This is a genomic window from Paenibacillus sp. PAMC21692 (assembly GCF_014303795.1).
Taxonomy (GTDB): domain Bacteria; phylum Bacillota; class Bacilli; order Paenibacillales; family Paenibacillaceae; genus Pristimantibacillus; species Pristimantibacillus agaridevorans.
In genome coordinates, this window is sequence record NZ_CP060293.1 from 5,728,104 (window position 1) to 5,747,517 (window position 19,414).

Below are 19,414 nucleotides of genomic sequence, written 5' to 3' on the forward strand. Positions count from 1 at the left end.
ATGCAACTTTTATCATTTATATTTTTATTAGAATGAAAGATCATGATTATGTTTCAATGGGTCTCTGGTATGATTACGTCGGATAACCCCACACTATAGAATATCATGTTCGTTCGATTCCGTATAGGGAGATTATCTTGACCAATAAGAGAGAACTTGCGGCGTTAATCGGAACATGGATTCGCCGTCCGTATCCGTACGCCACAGTATGGCGCCTGTACGCTGAACACGCCCCAGCACATCGGGATGGGGGTGGCCATAGGTATTAGACGCGCCAACCGATGCGACCGCGCCGCGAGGCGCCCAATAGGCAAGCCATGCTTCTCCCGTGGAATGGCGGCTGCCATGGTGATTTAGTTTTATGATGTCGACTGGTGCCGTATGGTTCTTACGGCCGCTTTCTCCATTTGCATCTTCCGCCCTAGTGTGTAACGCGATTATTGCACGTTCCGTTTCCATGCCGATGTCTCCCGCGAACAGAAACCGATGACCATAGATTTCGAGCGTCATGACCAGACTGCTTTCGTTCTGCTCGCTTGCGGATTGGATACCCGTCTGATCGGACTCCGGCGGCCATAAAATTTGGATTTTCGTCTCACCATCAATCTTGGCGTTATCGCCGGATCGAGGCGCATATAGCGGAATTCCTGCCTCCACAATTAGAGACATGAGTTCCTCGACATCTTCCGATGCCTTCATCGTGCCGTTCCACCAAACAGCACGAACCGGAATTCCCTGAACTACGGCCTTCAGACCTCGAATATGATCGCTGTCCAGATGGGAGATGACCAGCACGTCCAATTCCTTCACGCCTCGTTTCATGAGCAGCGGCACGACGACCTTTTTCCCCACCTCGAACGGATCGCTCCTCTCCCGCCACTCCTCTTCCGGCTTCCGGTACGTCATTGTACCTCCCCCGTCGATCAGAATATGTTTGCCGCCTGGTGTGCGGATCAAAGCGGAATCTCCTTGTCCGACATCAAGAAAGCTGACGACCGCGGAGCGATCCAGGAGATTGGGGAAATAGGCATAGAAAATCAACGCAATCAGACCTGTCGTTAGTCCAAGCAACGCGCGATGACCGGGCAGCCATTTCAAGTTAACCTTCATTAATGAGAGGATTGACTTCCTAGCGCCAGCCGGCTGGATGCCATTAGAATGTTTAGGGAGAGGTTCCGTGATCTCGAAGCCGCCGGGATCCGTATTCTCCTTAGAGAGTTGTTCGCCATGCAAGGGGGCTAGCTGTCTCAAATAGCGGAAGAGCAGGAACAATAAGAGCATGTAACTCGCAACCCACCATAACGACGGAGTCTCCCAAATGAGCCTCATAGAGCTTACATCTGCCATCATATTGACGATCCAAAAAGTCCAATCATTCAACGTAACGGACAATCCCGCCAACATCTTAGCGCCTCCCATCCAAACGGGTGACAAGAGCAGCGCGATCGTCCCGATCGGCATGATAACGAAGCTGATGAAAGGAACCAGCACGAAGTTGGCGGCAAGCGACAATAGATGGAAGCCGTTAAAATAATAAATGGTTAATGGAAAGGATACCATCTGCGCCGCAATCGTCACTGCCGCGAGATCGCAAAGCCAGCCCGCCACTCCTTGTCGCCGGGGCATCAAACGTCTTAGCGGAGGCACGCCGCATATTAACCCAAGCGTGACGACGAACGACAGCTGGAAGCTGACGGAATCCAAATAATAGGGATCATAGGCAAGTATAGCTACGGCAGCTGCCGCCAGAAGGTGCAAGCCGTCTTTCAACTTGCCCAATCTGGCCGCGATCAGCCCCAGAATCGCCATTATTCCGGCACGAAGCACGGAAGGCGAAGCTCCCGTCAACAAAACATAGAGCGGGATCGTAATCATTAGCGACAGCTGGATTCGTTCGCGGCTCATCCGGCATATTCGCAAGAGGCCGCCCATCATGACCATATAGACGGCTACGTGAAGGCCCGATATGGCAAGAATATGCGTGAGCCCCAGCTTCGCGAACCGATCGAACTGCTCGGGGTCGAGACTCGTGCGCAGACCCAGAATAAGCCCTTGCATATACCCGGACTGATGGGACGGGTATAGCTCCCCGAAGCGCGCGCCGAGAAGTTGGCGCGCAGCGTCGACGCGGCCCAGCAGCGCGGCCGCGTTCGGCCCCGCCGCCGGAGTAGCCGTTACGGCGGCGGCGCCCTTGGCTTTGAGCAGCCAGTGGATTCGCTGGCTGCCCAGGTAGCGGCGATAGTCGAATCCGCCGCTATTGGTCGCCGTGGCGGGCCGCGCCAGCTCGCCCGCTACAGCGACCCTGTCGCCGCGCTGCCACGCCGCGGCGATGTCCTGCTCCGGCTGCGTCGCAAGCCGCAGCTGCACGAGCAGCAGCTCGCCGCCGCCCTTCAGCGGCTGCGCTGCCCCTCCCGCATGGACGGCGTCCGCCTTCATGCGGAACATCGCGCGGTCGCCGTCGACCTCGACCGCGCTAACGATCGTGCCGCTCGCCTCGGCGCCGAACGCGGCTCCCGGCCCGGACGCCTCGGCTGCGGCAAGCAGCGGCACCAGCGACGTCGCATTGCGCTCGTCCGCCCATAGCCGCTGTCCCGCCGCCAGGCAGAACGCCAGCAGGCAAAGCGCGGCGAGCGTTGCCGTCGCCAGCCTGCCGGCGAGGGAAGCCGCGGCGAGCAGCAAGGCCGCTCCGGCTGCAAGCAGCGCGCCGCGGAGTCCGAGTCCTGCAGCCGCGGCGCTGCCGGCAACCCATGAGGCCGCGAACCAGACTAGCGGCCTTCGATTCATCATTCTCAACATCTACGCCTCATCCCCATTCCTTCCCTTGTTTAAAGCGCCAGACTCTGTAGCTTTATCTCCGCTGCTTCCTTAGTCCACCATGCTCCCATACCGCCGAACGAACCATAATTGCCCTTCCCCTTCCCGCAAACGCAAAAAAACCTCCAGCCACATGCATCACGCATGTAACTGGAGGTTCTTCCTCCGGGTATTAAACTATTTAAGAGGTTACGGTCATCTCTGCCTGTTCCGGTGCGGAATAAGGACCGATTTGTCTAAATACAATCCCCTTCTGCTCCATCAACTCGTACACCTTGTCGCTATCCTTTGGATAACCGCGATGATAGACGACTTCCACTACGCCGCTGTTCGCCAGCATATTGGCGCAGGTCCAGCAAGGCTGGTCCGTTACATAGACGGTGGAGCCTTCCCGATTCGCCCGGTCGGTGAACAGCAGCAGATTTTGTTCGGCATGAATCGTGCGGATACATCTCTGTTTCCGAAAGACTTGCTCGACTCCATCCACCGTTTTCACTTCAATTTCTTCGGCAATCATACAGCCGGCCTCGAGACAGTCGTGCACGCCCATCGGCGCACCGTTATAGGCCGTGCCAAGCAACTTCTTGCCTTGTACGAGAACCGCGCCAACATGCCTTCTTGGACAACGCGACCTCGTCGAAACCATATAAGCTATATCCATGAAATAGGTGTCCCAATCCTTCCGGATCGCGTCCTTGGAGGAAGCCGGATTACTCATGTCGTTACTCTCCTTCTCTTTCGTTGCTGCATCCTGGGCATTCCGCCAAGTCTTTTCTCAGGTTGACATGGAAAGCGCCTTATTACGAATATTTCCTGATAATACGCTAATGTACGGATAACCATCTTTTTGATCACGCACTTAAAATAAAACATAAACTTGCGAAAATTTCAAGATAGATCGGTTGGCGCTTCTTCAAAAAAAAACCGGCTCACATTCGTGAGCCGGCCCTTTTTTGCTGCCTCTCTGGTGAAAGGCCTATCTTTAAGCCTGACTCGCCTCGATGGCTTGCTTCAGGTCGGCGAGAATATCTGCGATGCCTTCCGTACCGATCGACAGGCGGATCATGCCCGGAGCGACGCCCGCTCCAGCTTGCTCCTCCGGCGACAGCTGTTGATGCGTCGTGCTGGCAGGGTGGATAATAAGCGACTTGGAGTCGCCGACATTCGCCAGATGCGAGAACAGCTTGACGGAGTTGATGATCTTCTTGCCTGCATCAATACCGCCCTTGATGCCGAAAGTAAGAATAGCGCCTTGACCGTTAGGCAAATATTTCTGCGCCAGGTCGTAGGATGGATGGCTCGGCAAGCCCGGATAGTTCACCCATTCGATTGCTTCGTGACCTTCGAGGAATTCCGCAACCGCCTGAGCGTTGGAGCTGTGACGTTCCATCCGCAAATGCAGCGTCTCGAGTCCTTGCAGCAGCAGGAAGGAGTTGAAAGGCGACAAAGCCGCGCCCATATCGCGGAGCAACTGAACGCGTGCCTTGATAATGAAAGCGATAGGACCAACCGCATCCGTGTATACTACTCCATGGTAGCTAGGATCAGGTTCCGTCAGACCCGGGAAGCGTCCGCTGCCCTTCCAGTCGAACTTGCCGCCGTCTACGATAACGCCGCCGATCGACGTGCCGTGTCCACCGATGAATTTGGTCGCGGAGTGTACGACGATGTCTGCTCCATATTCGATTGGACGGCACAGGTATGGACTCGGGAACGTATTGTCCACGATGAGCGGCAGTCCGTTCTCATGCGAGATGGCAGCTACCGCCTCCAAATCGATAATGTCGCCTTTGGGGTTGCCGATGGTTTCGACGAATACGGCTTTTGTGCGTTCCGTAATTGCCGCTCTGAAATTTTCCGGATTCGAGGGGTCGACGAACTTCACCGTCACGCCCAGCTTGGGGAGCGTCGTGGAGAACAAATTGTATGTACCCCCGTACAAGCTGGTCGCGGATACGATTTCATCGCCCGCCCCTGCGATATTAAGAATCGAATACGTAATGGCGGCTTGACCGGATGCAACTGCAAGCGCGGCTGCTCCTCCCTCAAGCTCTGCCACCCGCTTTTCGAATACATCCGATGTCGGGTTCATGATTCGAGTATAGATGTTGCCAAATTCTTGCAACGAGAACAGGTTCGCCGCATGGTCGGTATCCCGGAATCCGTATGAAGTTGTTTGATAGATAGGTACGGCGCGGGACATCGTTGTCGGATCAATGGCTTGTCCCCCGTGTACGGCAATCGTGTCTAGCGAAAGCTGGTTTTCCTTAGACATTCCTTACTCCTCCTTGTTGACATGTAAATGCAGGATATCCTATCCATTCTCTCATATTCACGGTAATGCGACAACGCTTTCTTTGATAGAAGCCAAAAGTTTCTCGCCGATGCCTTTCACGCGGAGCAAGTCGTCAACACTGCGGAACGGACCGTTCTGTTCCCGATCATCCACGATCGCCTGAGCTTTGGAAGGTCCAATCCCTTGTAACCCGTCCAGTTGCCCGGCATCCGCCCTGTTAATATCGAGTCTGCCATCGGATGCAAATGCCGATTGTCCGAGCGTACCAGCATTGGTTCCTCCGCTCTCGCCGCTCTTTGCTTCTCCCGTAGACTCCTTTGAAGAGGAATTGCCTGTGTCGGCTGCTCCTGCAGCTTCGCTAACAGAATCTCCGTTATTATCGTTTCCTTTCTTTTCAGCTCCTGGAGCTCCTGCAACTCCATCTGAACCGCCCGATACCGCATCGCCATCCGCGCTGCCTTGTTCGGCCGGATTCTTTTCGGTATCGGCGGTCACTCCCGCTCCATGCTCGTCGCCCATTCCCGAGAGCGCCGCTTCCATCATTTCGTTCATGGGTATCCACTTCTCTTCCGCTCGCGAAGACTCGCCGAGCAGTGCCGCCGCTGACAGCAAGCCGGCTCCCAACAAGCATGCCGCAACGAAAATCGTCCTTCCGTTTCGCAAAAATCCAGTCAATCGGGATTGCACCTCCGCCTTTTTTAATAAATCATCCAACCGGCATTTAGAATTCAATTTATCTTATTGACATAACAAACAAGTCTCTCTGAATACATTGTAAGAGCATGATATTTGGAATCGCCGGTATAGGAGGGCTAAGCATGAACGTTGGATTTATCGGTACGGGCTCCATGGGCAGCTTGCTGATCGAATCTTTCCTTTCGTCAGGCGCTTTGGCGCCGAACGATATTACCGTCAGCAATCGCACCTACGCGAAAGCGAAAGCGCTGGCCGAACGATATCCCGGCATGAGAGCCGTCAACACTAACGCCGATGCTGCTTGTGGATCCGATTATGTCTTTTTGTGCGTGAAGCCGCATGAGTTCATTTATGTCGTGGAGGATATTAAGCCAGTACTGCTGCCGCATCAGACCGTTATCTCGATTACAAGCCCCGTCCTCGTCTCTCATCTGGAAGGAGAGCTGGACTGCAAAATAGCAAAAATCATCCCCAGCATAACCAATCTCGTCTGGAGCGGAGCATCGCTCTGTATCTATGGAAGCCGAATGGAGGAACAGGACCGAAAACGATTGGAGACTCTATTCGCGCATATCAGCGAGCCGCTTCGCATCGATGAGCAATATACGCGGATCGTCTCGGACCTGTCGAGCTGCGGACCCGCATTTATCGCTTTTCTCCTGCAGCAATTCGTGGATGCGGCCGTAGAAGAGACGGGCATCCCCCGCTCCGCCGCGCAGCAGGTAGCCGCCAACATGCTGCTTGGCACCGGACTTTTGTTGACGGAAAGCGGCCTGACGATGGAAGACGTCCAGCAGCGGGTCGCCGTGCCGGGCGGCATAACGGCACAGGCGCTCAAGCTGCTCCAACGGGAAACGGACGGCATCTTTAATCAAGTCATTCGAACGACTCATAACAAGTACCAGGAAGATCTGGTGCGAGTATCCTCCCTGTTCTACGGCGAAGAGGTGAACGGACAATAGCTGTTCTTCAGCTAATGCCCGCTCACCTCTTCGGCTTTGCGTTATAGAGGTTGTTCAAAAAGTCCGCTTCCCATTACGAAGTCATCCAAGTAGCATACTCGACGTCGAATATTGAATGCAGCCGAACCTTCCGGTGCTCACGTAGCTTCCACTACGCTCCGCTCCTCAGGTCCTAGCTTCATCCAATCTTCTCGGTACTGAGAACCGAACTTTTTGAACTCGCACTTATACAGTTAAGTCCGGATTATCATTCTTCACTCCGACCCTTGTTCGCGGTTAGTTCGCCACGATGTTAACCAGCTTGCCCTTGACGGCGATTACTTTGCGCACCGTCTTGCCGGCGATCAGCTCCTGAACCTTGTCTTGCCCCTTCGCCAGCGCCTCCATATCGGCTTCGTTCATATCCGCCGCGATGAAGATGCGATCGGCAATTTTGCCGTTAACCTGTACGACGATCTCAACCTCTTGGTCGACTGTCCAAGCTTCGTCATGCTCCGGCCATGCCGCGTACGTAATCGATTCGCTGCGGCCAATGAGCGCCCACAGCTCTTCCGCGATATGCGGCGCGATCGGGGACAACATCTGCAGGAATTGCTCCATTGCCGCCTTCGGAAGCGATTCTGTCTTGTAAGCTTCGTTGACGAAGATCATCAATTGGCTGATTACCGTATTGAAGCGGAGATTCTCGTAGTCCTCCGTGATCTTCTTGATGGAGCGATGCCATGTCCGCTTGAACGCGTCGCTTGTCTCGTCGTTATCCGTCAGCTTCGCGTTCAGCTTGCCGTCTTCGTTAACGAACAGGCGCCATACGCGCGACAGGAAGCGGTAAGTCCCCTCCACGCCGTTTGTATTCCATGGTTTCGTCGCTTCCAGCGGACCCATAAACATTTCGTACATACGCAGCGTATCTGCTCCAAATTCGCCTACGATATCGTCGGGGTTGATGACGTTGCCGCGCGACTTGGACATCTTCTCGTTGTTGGTGCCCAGGATCATGCCTTGGTTCACCAGCTTGTAGAACGGCTCTTTCGTATGAACAACTCCAAGGTCGTACAGCACCTTATGCCAGAAGCGCGCGTACAGCAAATGAAGCACCGCATGCTCGGCTCCGCCGATGTACAGATCGACCGGCAGCCATTCTTTCTGCTTCTCCGGCGAACAGATTTCCTTGTCGTTTTTCGGATCGATAAAGCGCAGATAGTACCAGCAGCTGCCCGCCCATTGCGGCATCGTGTTCGTCTCGCGGCGAGCCTTCATCCCCGTCTCCGGATCGATGGTGTTCACCCAGTCCGTCACGTTCGCCAGCGGCGATTCGCCTGTGCCCGACGGTTTGATCGCGTCGACATCCGGCAGCAGCAGCGGCAATTGATCTACCGGCACCGTCTTCATCGTGCCGTCTTCCAGATGGAGAATCGGAATAGGCTCGCCCCAGTAACGCTGGCGGCTGAACAGCCAGTCGCGCAAACGGTATGTCACTTTGCCCTGACCTTTGCCGGTCTCAGACAAATGTTTAATCATCGTGCTAATAGCGTCTTCGTTATTCAAACCGTTCAGGAAGTCGGAGTTGACGTGCGGCCCCTCGCCCGTATACGCTTCTTTCTCCACGTCCCCGCCGGATACAACCTCGATGATCGGCAAGCCGAATTGCTTCGCGAATTCCCAGTCGCGCGTATCGTGGCCCGGAACAGCCATGATTGCTCCCGTGCCGTAGCCTGCAAGCACGTAATCGGCAATCCAGATCGGGGTTTTCTCGCCGTTTGCCGGATTAGTCGCATAAGCGCCAGTGAATACGCCCGTTTTCTCCTTCGCCAGGTCGGTACGCTCCAGATCGCTCTTGCGGGCTGCAGCTTCCTGATACGCCTTAACCGCTTGCATCTGCTCGTCTGTCGTAATCCCGGCGACAAGTTCGTGCTCCGGCGCAAGCACGCAATACGTCGCGCCGAACAGCGTGTCGGGACGCGTCGTAAAGACAACCAGCGCAGAGTCGTGCCCCTCGATGTCGAACGTTACTTCGGCGCCTGTAGACTTGCCGATCCAGTTCCGCTGCATGTCCTTGATGCTCTCCGACCAGTCGAGCTCCTCCAGATCCTCCAGCAGTCGCTCCGCGTATTCGGTAATTCTCAGAATCCACTGACGCATCGGCTTGCGGATAACGGGATGGCCCCCGCGTTCGCTTTTGCCGTCGATGACTTCCTCGTTCGCCAGCACGGTTCCGAGAGCCGGACACCAGTTGACCGGAACTTCGGCCACGTAAGCCAGTCCCTTGTTATACAACTGGATGAAAATCCATTGCGTCCATTTGTAGTAGTCGGGATCCGTCGTGCTGAATTCGCGGTCCCAGTCGTAAGAGAAACCAAGCGATTTGATCTGGCGGCGGAAGTTGTCGATGTTTTTGAACGTGATATCTCTTGGATGCTGCCCGGTATCGAGCGCGTGCTGCTCCGCCGGCAGGCCGAACGCGTCCCAGCCCATCGGATGCAGGACGTTGTAGCCCTTCATCCGCTTGTAGCGGGATACGATATCCGTCGCCGTATAACCTTCCGGATGGCCGACGTGCAAGCCCGCCCCGGACGGGTAAGGGAACATATCCAGCGCGTAGAACTTCGGCTTGCCGCTGTCTTCCTTCGTGTGAAAAGTTTTGTTGCCGTCCCAATATTGCTGCCACTTCGGCTCGATCTCCAATGGATTGTAGCCATGGCGCTGCTGCTCTTGACTCATGTAACTTCCTCCTAATCAGGTCTGAAAACTAAATAAAACCTCCCGCCCCCAGCGGATTAACGCTAGGGACGAGAGGTCATTCTCCCGTGGTACCACCCTAGTTAGCGAAGGCATTCTTTGCCGTTCGCTCACTTGATGTCCTTAACGCGGACATTACGGCGGGCTTCGCGATTAACGATCCCGCAGCTCCAAGGCGAGCTTCCCCGCGCGCATGGGTCCGGCTTCCACCAACCGCCGGCTCTCTAGGCCCCGCTACGCAAGTACTGTTCCTCTTCAACGCTGTTTGAACTCTCATATAAGGCAAATCAATTAAATCAAATTATATAAGGTACGCCTTGGCAGTGTCAAGCTTTACCGTTCGTGCCGACTCTGTACCAATACTCGTACGCCGTCTCGAAGCCGAGTTTGTCGTACAGCCCATTCGCCGCGGCATTGTCCCGCACGACGAGCAAATACCCCATCTTCGCCCCTAGCATATGCGCGTAGCGGAATAAAGCCCGCGTTATCGCTTCTCCGAAACCTCGTCCCCTTGCTTCTGGCGCCGTCACGATATCGTACAGTCCCGCCCAGCCATCCTCTATGACGGCTAGGCCGCAGGCGACTGGCCTCCCGTTCTCCTCCAGCATGGCGAAGCCTTGCCTCAGAGGACGGTTCGCGAACATGCGGCGCGTCGTCTCCCGTTGGCTCGGGGTCAGGTTTTGAAGCTCCGTAACGGCGTCCAGCCATGCCTCGTTTATCTCCTCGGTCAAGGTCAAGCCCTCGCGCGAAGGAGCCTCGATACCGGCCAAGGGCGCCGTCTTGACCAGCGTATGGTCGATCTTCCCGTACCCTCTGCTCTGCAGCCTGTCGTCCAGATCCCCGGGATGCGCGAAAGGCGTCACCTTGAATACCGGCGCCAACCCTCTCGCGCGATACAACGCTTCGCAAATCCGGATTTTCTCGTCCGCCTCCGGAAAACCGTCATAGATGGCGCTGACGGAGTTGGACCGTTTCGTGTAGCCGTCCGCGAAGCGGACCAGCCAGCCGCCAAGCAGCACGGTCTGGAGCGCCGGCCAGCCATTAAGGCTGATCTCCTCGAGCCGCTTGTATTCCGCCGCTATCGCTTCCATTCCTTCGCCTCCCCCTCCGTCAGCCGGAACCGTTCAAGCTGATCGTATAATTTCTCTTTGGTTAGGATCTCGACCTGTTTGCCTCCGATGAGGTCGAAGTGGGGATAGTCGTCGCGGGCATGGATATGCTGCGGCGGAAGACCGTTCTCCACGCACCAGCGGGACAGCTTGTCCAAGTCGGAACAGCCGACCTTCGTGACCGTTGTCATCCATGGAAATTTGGGGTCCAGCCAATAGTGGGTCAAGAAGGCGATTTCGCCTCGTGCGACGGCCGCCTTCCATTGCTTCATCTCGTCTCTTTTAATGCCGAACGCCAACCGCCGCGCCTCCCCGATCTGAAATTTGAAATTACGGATTCGTCAATATTTCCTTCACTCGGCCAACCTGCCCGTCCGTCAACCGGACCTTGATGCCATGAGGATGGTTCGGCGAATTCGTTAGCAGCTCTTTGACAACGCCCTTCGTCAGCTTGCCCGTTCTCTGGTCTTGTTTTAGCACGATATTGACTTCAAGGCCCGGCTTGACGTTGGCCCGGATCGTTCCATTCATGATGCGTATTCCTCGCTTCCTTTATCTTCGCCTCATTTTATCATAGCAAGTTACAAGATGCACTCGACCCTCCGAACTGTTATACTAGCTAAAGGTTGTTCAAAAAGTCCGCTTCCCATTACGAAGTAATTCCTGAAGCTTGTTCGACTTCGAATATGGAATGCAGCCGAACCTTCCGTTTCTCACGTAGCTCTGCTACGCTCCGATACTCAGTTTCTAGCTGCCTCCCATCTTCTCGGTACTGAGAACCAAACTTTTTGAACTCGACTATAACAGGCATCATACGAATAGATGAAATGAGGAATTATGGAATATGTCCACAACATTCAGCTCTCTTGGCATTACGCCGGAGCTTACCGCATTATTGAAGGAACAGGGAATTGCGGCTCCTACGCCGGTACAGCGTCAAACGATCCCCATGCTGCTCCAGGATAAAGACGTTATTGCCCAGGCTCAGACGGGCACCGGCAAGACATTGGCGTTCGCTCTTCCAATGCTCCAGCGCGTTAACGTTGAGAAGGAGCAGGTACAAGCTCTTATTCTGACACCGACGCGCGAGCTGGCCATCCAGATTACGGCAGAGATCAAAAAGCTTGCCCCTGTCGTCGGCGCAAGGGTGCTTGCCGCTTATGGCGGCCAGGACGTCGACGCCCAGATTCGCAAGCTGCAGCGCTCTCCCCATATCGTCGTCGCCACGCCCGGCCGTCTCATCGACCATATGACGCGCGGCACGATTAATCTCGGCAAGCTGTCCATGCTGGTCCTAGACGAAGCGGATCAGATGCTTCACATGGGCTTCCTGCCGGAGGTCGAAAGCATCATTACGCAAACGCCGCGGGCGCGTCAGACGATGCTGTTTTCCGCCACGATGCCGGATGCCATCCGCAAATTGGCGGCGGAATATATGAACGCGCCGGAGGATGTACAGATTCGCAGCGCGAACGTGACGCTCGACAACATACGCCAGCTTGTCATCGAGACGACGGACCGCGGCAAGCAGCAAGCGCTGATCCATCTGCTCGAGCAGCACCGCCCCTATCTCGCCGTTATCTTCTGCAGAACGAAGGTGCGGGCCAAGAAGCTGAACAAAGAGCTTCAGGATGCAGGCTTCGAAAGCGACGAGCTGCATGGCGATCTGACTCAGGCGAAGCGTGAGCAAGTGATGAAACGGTTCCGCGATGCGAAGCTGCAGATGCTGGTCGCTACCGACGTCGCGGCGCGAGGTCTCGATGTCGAGGGCGTTACGCATGTCTACAATTACGATGTGCCGCAAGACTCCGAAATTTATATCCACCGAATCGGAAGAACGGGCCGCGCGGGCCACAAGGGTATGGCGATTACGTTGGCAACCCCATACGACGGCTCCAAGCTGGTCCTCATCGAAAAAGGCATTCAAGCGCGACTTGAGCATAGGGCTATCGATCGCGAAGGTTCTGTGACCGAGAGCAGCCGCGCTCGATCTGGCGGCGAACGCGGCGAAGCGGCAGGTCGCAAATCCTCCGAGCGCAGCGGAGGACGCAGCGTACGCGGCGGACGTGATGGAGGAAGCGGCGTCGACTCGGGCGGACGCGGCGGGCGCGGACGCGGAGCCGAACAAGGCTCCGGGCGCGGATCGGCAGCCGGCAAGACGCGCGGCACAGGCGGCGGGCGCGAACGTGACGCGGAAGCGCGGAGAGGAACCTCCGGACGCGGCGAAGACCGTCGCTCGGGAAGCGGGCGGGCGGCTGTTGCGGGTTCGACTGACGAATTCAGCTCCAACCCTTGGGAAGCAGGACGAGACAGCAATGAGAAGCGCGTATCGGGCAGAGGCGGCAACAATGAGCGCGGCGGTCGCAAAGACAGCGGCAGAAATGCCGGCGGACGGGGCAAGGCTGGCGGAGAGCGCGGCGGCAAACGCAATACCGCTTTGTCAGCCAGGAGCGGACAAGGAACGGATTCGTCCAGACGCGGTGTAGGCCGCCCATCCGGCGGTACAGGCGGACGCGGTGGATCGCGCGGAGTAAAGTCACCTGGGGGCCCGGGCGGCCGCTCCGGCAAATCTGGAGGGCGAGGCAGATAATTGCGTTTCCGCGCTTGTAGCCCATTTTCGAACCGACTAGACTGGCGTCCAATCCTTTTTAGGGGTAATTCATACAATACAGTAAGCCGAATGTTGGAGATTCCCACCTCTCAAGATGAAATGGCTGCATCGTCCTCTGGCGAGCGGCAAGTTTCATTCCGAGAAATAGAGGAGTATGCGATACTCTCCTCTATTTGAACAAACTCGTCCTTCTTCGGTAATCCCTTTTTTAGGAGGCAACAAAATGTCTGGTGTGCATGGAGGCTACTCGTCGGTAGGTACAATCCTTGTTCTGTTCATCCTTCTGGTCATCATATCGAAGGTATTCTGGTATTAAGAAGCACTTGCATCTATAACGCTTAAAGCTCCGTTCTAACGGACGGAGTTCTTGATGCCTGATATGAGCAAAAAAACGGCGGAGTTCGGGACTTTAATCCCGCTCCGCCGTTTCTTATAAGCGATTCTTGATTCTAACCCGTTAATGCTGAGGATTGATTACATATTCTCTAAGCGCACTTGCCACGCTGCCGTCATTATTAGTCCCAACGACAACATCGGCTGCCTCCTTGACGCCTTCCGGGGAATTATCCATAGCAATCCCCAGTCCCGCGAAAGTCAGCATCGAAATATCGTTAAAATAATTGCCAATCGCTAGAATCCGTTCCGAAGGGATATTTTTTTGCTCTGCCAGCCTGCGCAAAGCGCTGCCTTTGCTAGCCTCGGGATGCTGGATGTCGATAAACAGATCGCCGCTGCGGATAAGCTGAAGTCCGGGTTCATCCCGCTCCCAATCCCCTTGCACCATGTCGATCTCTTCCTTCGACCCGAATACGGACAGCTTCACCAGCCCTTCCGGAAGTTCGCCTCCAGCCGGAAGCACCGTCGGAACAGTCTTATGCTGCAAATACATCGCCTCCGCAGCCTCAGAAACGCTCTCTACTAACATGTCATAAGCCGTATTCAAATCAAAATGAATCCCTTTTTCCCGGCAATAAACCAAATAAGGCTCCAGCAGCTCCCCGTCAATGTCGAACTGGAAAGTAATGGACCGATCCTCGAACTCCACGATTGCGGCCCCGTTATGCGTAATTAAAGTGCCGTTAAGACCAAGTTCCTCCAGCACGGGGAATGCGCCCATTGGCCCTCTGCCCGTACAAAGCACAATCTCCGCGCCATGCCGGGCGCATTCTCTTACCGCTTCCTTCACCCTCTCAGGCAAAAGATGTTCGTCCGTAAGCAGCGTACCGTCAACGTCGAGCGCGATCAAATCAAATTTGCGTTGCATGTCCCCACCATCCTGTCTCTCTCGATTGTCGAACTCTATAGCTGAGACGTGCGTTCGCTTCCGCGATGCGCCTTCAACCCTTCTACTTCTTCGTCCGTGAGCTCTCTATAAGCGCCCTCTGGCAGCGATTCGTCAAGCGTGAGAGGCCCCATGGAGAGTCTCTTAAGCGTCAGAACGGTTTTGCCTACGGCTTGGAACATTCTTTTAACCTGATGGAATTTCCCTTCGCGAATCGTCAATGTAATAAGCGATCGGAACTCCGAACCATCTGACCGTCCTTCCCCGTCTTCCCCTGTCTCGTAGACGCTTGCGATGACAAGCTCGGCAGGCATCGTCTCGTATCCATCATCTAACGTTACGCCGGAGGCAAAGCGATTGACATCGTCTTCGTCCACTTTACCGGCTACCAGCGCTTCGTACGTCTTGTCGACATGCTTGCGGGGCGACAGCAGCTCATGCGCGAGCACTCCGTCGTTTGTCAGCAGCAGCAGACCTACCGTATCCTTGTCCAACCGGCCGACCGGGAAAGGAGCAAGACGCGTATCCTCCGGACGGAGCAGGTCGACGACCGTCTTGTCCCGTTTGTCTTCCGTCGCCGAGACGACGCCGGCCGGCTTGTTCAGCATGAGATAGATAACGCTGCGATACTCGACGCGCTCCCCTTCGCAAGTCACTTCCTGTAACGATACGTCGACGATAAGGCCGCTGTCCTTTGCTATGACGCCGTCCACGGCCACCTTGCCTGCCTTGACCGCCTTCTTGATCTCGCTCCGCGAACCGTATCCCATGTTGGAGAGGAGCTTGTCCAGTCTCAGCTTATCTCCCATTTATGTTCGCCTCCATCCCGGCGACAGCTCATTTTTGAGCACGCCGTTCTCATATTTGCCCCAACCGATCGGTCTACCTACCAGGCATACCAGTACGAAACCTTTTATCTTCTTATCGCCTATCCCTTTAATGATGCGGTCTTCTGCCACGAATAACGTCTCGCCTCGCAAGTAACGGATAACTTCATCACTGTCTGGGCCATCCAATTCCAATACCAGAGACGCTTCATCCCTGCGAAGCCCCATCGCCAGCGCCTGAGACGGCACAAAGCGGTTCCATTTGACCTCTCCAACGTACCAGCCTGCACGGACAACCTTAAGCCCGTCCAGAGAAGGCACGCCCGTCGGCTGCATATAGAGACGCTCTCCGTAGGAGAAGGGAACGCTGCCCCAATCCCCCTCCCGGAGTATGAGCTGCTGCTTGCTAAACGCCTCCCACAGCTCGACCGGAGTTTGATCGGAAGCCGAGCTTCCCGATTTTGCTCCTTTGCCCTTCCCGTCTTTACGTAGGCGCTGCTCTTTCATCATGCCGGTAAGGGCAGGAGTCGCAGCTGCAATCGCGGTCGTCGGGACCCATGGACGCTCTAATTCGATCTCCGTCGTCCCGCTCCCCGACTTTTTGCGGAGCAACGCGGCATAATGCCCTTCGCCTTCGATCACATGCGGCCATAACCGCGCGGTCCCGCTCAAGGAGCTTACGATAGATGGCCCCGCACTTGCTGCAGTCGCTTCATCGACCCAATCCGGACGGCCGGCGCGTAGTCCGCATTCATGCTTAATCGGCTCCACAACGAAGTCGGGATGCTCCTCCAGAAAGGAAGCAATCTGCGACTCGTTCTCTTCCGGCGAGAAAGTGCAGGTCGAATACAATAGCAAGCCGCCTGGCGCCAGCATCTTCGCGGCGTGGTTCATAATATCGCGCTGCATGGCGCTGCACTTCTGCACGGAATGTTTCTCCCAATCGCCGACCATAGAATCAGCCTTGCGGAACATCCCTTCGCCGGAGCAAGGCGCATCCACCAATATGCGATGAAACCATTCCGGAAACGATTTGGCGATGGCTGCCGGTTCTTCGTTTAGAACGATTGCGTTTCTGATGCCTGCGAGCTCGATATTTTTGGCCAGCGCCTTCGTTCTCTCGCTTGCGTTGTCATTCGCTACCAAAATGCCGCTCCCTTTGAGCATCCCGGCAATCTGGGTCGACTTGCCTCCCGGAGCAGCGCACAAATCGAGCACCCGATGTCCCGGCTTCACGTCCAACAGCTCGGCGGGAAGCATCGCGCTCGGCTCTTGAATATAATACAACCCCGCATGGTAAAAAGGATGTTTGCCGGGTCGCTCCTCTTCCTTGTAATAGAAGCCGTTCTCCGTCCAAGGAATACGACGATCCGGATTTTGTAGATAATTAAGCTCCCGCCATTCCTCTTTCGTTACTTTGAGTGGATTTAGACGCAGGCCGAACGCTCTCGGCGCTTCGTACGAAGCCATGAACTCATCGAATTCCTCGCCTAACAATTGCTTCATTCTGTCGATAAACCGTGTCGGCAAATCCACCTTCATTAATGTTTCCTCCCGCTGCTTTAAGGCTGCCGCTTCCCGGATAGAATAACCTCCGAGCAACGCCATGCCGGCGACGCTGGAGGTTATTCGCTCGGCGGAGTAGCTCCGCCGCTTAAGATTGATTGTTTTTTTTAGCCTTCGCGATGGCCGCTCCTATATCGATCGACAGGGTATGCAGAGCATGATAGTCCTGCTGTTCAAATAATTCGTTGAACTTGATCTGGAACTGTGCCGCTTCTCTTACGCGATGGTAGAAATACAAATCCTGTATTCCGTTCAGCACGCGGGATACCGCATTGGACTGCTCTTCGAACTCCGTCTGCGCGTCAAGAATCTCCTCGCGGATGCTTGTCATCTCGGTGTCCAGCAAGAAGGCGGCTTCGGCCGCTTTCTTGAGCCGGTTCCGCACATCCTCGGGCAGACTTTCCTTAAATTTATAATTAAGCGAATGCTCGATCGTAGCCCAGAAATTCATCGCAAGCGTGCGGATTTGAATCTCCGCTAATACGTGTTTGAAGCCCAGTGCGGTCTGCACAGGGTACTTGACGATAATATGGTAGCTTCGGTACCCGCTGTCCTTGTAGTTCGTAATGTAATCTTTTTCGTATACAAGCTCCAGATCCTTGCGAGTCCGGATCAGCGCCGCCACCCGATGGATGTCGTCCACGAACTGGCACATTATCCGAATGCCCGCGATGTCCTCGATCCCATCCTCCAGCCGATCCGGCGCTACGCCAAGCCGCCGAGCCTTCTCCAGAATGCTGGAGATCCTTTTTACTCTTCCTGTTACGAATTCTATAGGCGCGTAGGCCTCTCTTATTTTGAGCTCTACGCGCATCGTCTTGAATTTAACCTTTAATTCCTCAACCGCTTGTTCATAAGGCTGTAGAAAAAGACTCCAGTCTCTACCGTCCATCCGGCCGCCTCCTGTTTCTAACGATGATCTGCGCCTACTGCTTCGGCAATGTTGCGGTAGCCATCCTTGCGCAAGCATTCGACAAGCCCGCTTGTCAGCTCGCGCTGCAATCCTGGTCCTTTATATATTAATGCCGTATAGATCTCTACAAGCGAAGCTCCCGCGCGAATTTTATCGTATGCGTCTTGCGCCGTAAAGATTCCGCCGGAACCGATAATTGGCAATCTTCCGCCAGTCTGTCGATATACGGCCGCGATAACCTCGGTGGAGCGCCGTGTAAGCGGCCTTCCGCTCAATCCGCCAGTTTCTCCCGCATGGGCGTGAGACAAGCCATCGCGCGACAATGTCGTATTCGTGGCGATGATGCCCGATACCCGGCTGTCCATTATTGTCGCCACCGTATGGGAGAGCTGATCGTCCGACATATCCGGCGCAATCTTGACCAGCACTTTCTTCGTTTCCTTGCCGCGTTTCCTCGCCTGCGTTTCCATCTCCGTCATAACGGCGTCCAAGAGCTTCTTTAGCTCATCGCCATGCTGCAGATCCCTCAAGCCCTGCGTGTTCGGCGAGCTGATATTTACGACGAAGAAGTCGCCAAAATCGTACAGCGTCCGAATGCAGGCTTGATAATCCTCATGGGCCAGCTCGTTCGGCGTATCCTTGTTCTTGCCGATATTGACCGCGATCGGAATTCGGTTAATCTTGCGGCGCGCGAGCGATGCCGCCATTGCGTCCGCTCCGTGATTGTTGAAGCCCATCCGATTGATCAGCGCTTCGTCTGGAGGCAACCGGAACAGCCTTGGCTGGGGATTACCCGCCTGCCCCTTAGGCGTTACCGTACCCACCTCGGCGAAGCCGAGACCGATGCTGGAGAAGCCGTCCGCGGCGACTCCGTTCTTGTCCAGCCCGGCGGCCAGCCCCACGGGATGAGGGAAGGAAATGCCGAGTACCTTCGTACGCAGCTCCGGAATGTCAGGTACGCCGTACATGGCGTTCATAAGCGCTCCGAGACCGGGTACTTTGCCGCAAGCGGCCATGCCGTCGATGACCAGGTGATGCGCCTTCTCCGGGTCCATTTTAAAGAAAATCGGTTTAAGAAGAGATGAATAAAGCAAGAAGTTCACTCCGTTCCGCAGTATGTGCTCTATCAGACAGTTTATCCGTTTTGAATCAAAAAGAAAAGAGCCTTGCACCATGTGCCCGAGGCTCCGTCCATCTCCTTGTATTGCGGCATCCGCGGAAAACGATTACAATACAAGCATATAAGTGCTTGTTCAAAAAGTTCGGTTTTCAGCACCGAGAAGATTGAATGAAGGTAGGAAGTGAGTAGCGGAGCGTAGTGGAAGCTACGTGAGCAACGGAACTTTCGCCTGAATTCAATATTCGATGTCGAGTATGCTTCTTGGTCTACTTCGTGATCAAAAGCGGACTTTTTGAATTACATCTATAAGTGATTATTATCAGAAAGGTTGTTGATTCATGAGCGCACCTAAACGCAAACCGGCTACAATGAAGGTTAAACCTAAGGAAGAAGTGAACAAGAAGGCGCTGGTCTGGATCGGCTCCATCGTCGGCTTCGTAATCGTAGCCGTATCCGTCCTTCTTATCGTCTTCTCCTAAGCT

The 19,414-nt window shown here is 55.1% G+C and carries 17 protein-coding genes and 1 other annotated feature; of the genes, 4 read left to right on the forward strand and 13 right to left on the reverse strand.

The genetic code is table 11. The features are described 5' to 3' along the window. Positions 1–132: 132 nt before the first annotated feature. The 4 genes from H7F31_RS23475 to H7F31_RS23490 all read right to left on the reverse strand — a co-directional run bounded on the left by H7F31_RS23475 (position 133) and on the right by H7F31_RS23490 (position 5,785). Complete coding sequence (locus H7F31_RS23475; RefSeq protein WP_187100752.1) at positions 133–2,796, reverse strand: ComEC/Rec2 family competence protein; 2,664 nt, start codon at positions 2,794–2,796, stop codon at positions 133–135. Between the two features lie 199 nt (positions 2,797–2,995). Then, positions 2,996–3,532 carry a deoxycytidylate deaminase gene (locus tag H7F31_RS23480; RefSeq protein ID WP_087567181.1) on the reverse strand — a complete coding sequence of 179 codons (537 nt, stop codon included), beginning with the start codon at positions 3,530–3,532 and terminating at the stop codon, positions 2,996–2,998. A 264-nt stretch (positions 3,533–3,796) separates the two neighbouring features. After that, positions 3,797–5,089 carry a homocysteine synthase gene (locus H7F31_RS23485; RefSeq protein ID WP_087567182.1) on the reverse strand — a complete coding sequence of 431 codons (1,293 nt, stop codon included), beginning with the start codon at positions 5,087–5,089 and terminating at the stop codon, positions 3,797–3,799. Positions 5,090–5,146: 57 nt separating this feature from the next. Next, positions 5,147–5,785 carry a ComEA family DNA-binding protein gene (locus tag H7F31_RS23490; RefSeq protein ID WP_222622720.1) on the reverse strand — a complete coding sequence of 213 codons (639 nt, stop codon included), beginning with the start codon at positions 5,783–5,785 and terminating at the stop codon, positions 5,147–5,149. A 143-nt stretch (positions 5,786–5,928) separates the two neighbouring features. On the opposite strand from H7F31_RS23490, the gene comER reads away from it, so the two are divergent. Next, positions 5,929–6,768, forward strand: a complete 840-nt coding sequence (gene comER, locus H7F31_RS23495) for a late competence protein ComER (RefSeq protein WP_187100753.1) — start codon at positions 5,929–5,931, stop codon at positions 6,766–6,768. A gap of 276 nt (positions 6,769–7,044) precedes the next feature. Here comER and leuS read toward each other — a convergent pair whose 3' ends face one another. The 4 genes from leuS to H7F31_RS23515 form a co-directional block, all read right to left on the reverse strand. Next, on the reverse strand, positions 7,045–9,486 hold the full coding sequence (leuS, locus tag H7F31_RS23500; protein ID WP_187100754.1) for a leucine--tRNA ligase: 2,442 nt from the start codon (positions 9,484–9,486) through the stop codon (positions 7,045–7,047). Between the two features lie 61 nt (positions 9,487–9,547). After that, positions 9,548–9,772: a binding site (T-box leader), on the reverse strand. 58 nt (positions 9,773–9,830) lie between these two features. Continuing rightward, the gene (locus H7F31_RS23505; protein WP_187100755.1) at positions 9,831–10,595 is read right to left on the reverse strand and encodes a GNAT family N-acetyltransferase; all 765 of its coding nucleotides are present in this window, start codon (positions 10,593–10,595) and stop codon (positions 9,831–9,833) included. Further along, a complete protein-coding gene (locus H7F31_RS23510) occupies positions 10,583–10,912 on the reverse strand; it encodes a hypothetical protein (RefSeq protein ID WP_187100756.1) in 330 nt (109 codons plus the stop codon). Before H7F31_RS23510 ends, H7F31_RS23505 begins: the two co-directional genes overlap by 13 nt. A 31-nt stretch (positions 10,913–10,943) precedes the next feature. After that, positions 10,944–11,144 carry a YwbE family protein gene (locus H7F31_RS23515; protein WP_087567187.1) on the reverse strand — a complete coding sequence of 67 codons (201 nt, stop codon included), beginning with the start codon at positions 11,142–11,144 and terminating at the stop codon, positions 10,944–10,946. Positions 11,145–11,457: 313 nt separating this feature from the next. Here H7F31_RS23515 and H7F31_RS23520 point away from each other — a divergent pair, with 313 nt between their 5' ends. Both H7F31_RS23520 and H7F31_RS23525 read left to right on the forward strand, forming a co-directional pair. Beyond that, the gene (locus H7F31_RS23520; RefSeq protein WP_187100757.1) at positions 11,458–13,203 is read left to right on the forward strand and encodes a DEAD/DEAH box helicase; all 1,746 of its coding nucleotides are present in this window, start codon (positions 11,458–11,460) and stop codon (positions 13,201–13,203) included. A 244-nt stretch (positions 13,204–13,447) separates the two neighbouring features. Beyond that, on the forward strand, positions 13,448–13,540 hold the full coding sequence (locus H7F31_RS23525; RefSeq protein WP_087567189.1) for a sporulation protein YjcZ: 93 nt from the start codon (positions 13,448–13,450) through the stop codon (positions 13,538–13,540). Between the two features lie 141 nt (positions 13,541–13,681). Here H7F31_RS23525 and H7F31_RS23530 read toward each other — a convergent pair whose 3' ends face one another. From H7F31_RS23530 to H7F31_RS23550, 5 genes are all read right to left on the reverse strand, one after another. Next, positions 13,682–14,488 carry a Cof-type HAD-IIB family hydrolase gene (locus H7F31_RS23530; protein WP_187100758.1) on the reverse strand — a complete coding sequence of 269 codons (807 nt, stop codon included), beginning with the start codon at positions 14,486–14,488 and terminating at the stop codon, positions 13,682–13,684. A gap of 35 nt (positions 14,489–14,523) precedes the next feature. Beyond that, the gene (locus tag H7F31_RS23535; protein ID WP_187100759.1) at positions 14,524–15,315 is read right to left on the reverse strand and encodes a pseudouridine synthase; all 792 of its coding nucleotides are present in this window, start codon (positions 15,313–15,315) and stop codon (positions 14,524–14,526) included. After that, the gene (locus H7F31_RS23540; protein ID WP_187100760.1) at positions 15,316–16,875 is read right to left on the reverse strand and encodes an RsmB/NOP family class I SAM-dependent RNA methyltransferase; all 1,560 of its coding nucleotides are present in this window, start codon (positions 16,873–16,875) and stop codon (positions 15,316–15,318) included. Between the two features lie 112 nt (positions 16,876–16,987). Further along, a complete protein-coding gene (locus H7F31_RS23545; RefSeq protein ID WP_187100761.1) occupies positions 16,988–17,791 on the reverse strand; it encodes a GTP diphosphokinase in 804 nt (267 codons plus the stop codon). A gap of 17 nt (positions 17,792–17,808) precedes the next feature. Next, entirely contained in the window at positions 17,809–18,906 is a 1,098-nt protein-coding gene (locus tag H7F31_RS23550; protein ID WP_187100762.1) for a quinone-dependent dihydroorotate dehydrogenase, read from the reverse strand. Positions 18,907–19,270: 364 nt separating this feature from the next. Between H7F31_RS23550 and H7F31_RS23555 the strand changes: the two genes are divergently transcribed. Further along, positions 19,271–19,411 (forward strand): hypothetical protein, encoded by a 141-nt coding sequence (locus H7F31_RS23555; protein WP_179215439.1) that lies wholly within the window; start codon positions 19,271–19,273, stop codon positions 19,409–19,411. The last annotated feature ends 3 nt before the right edge of the window (positions 19,412–19,414 follow it).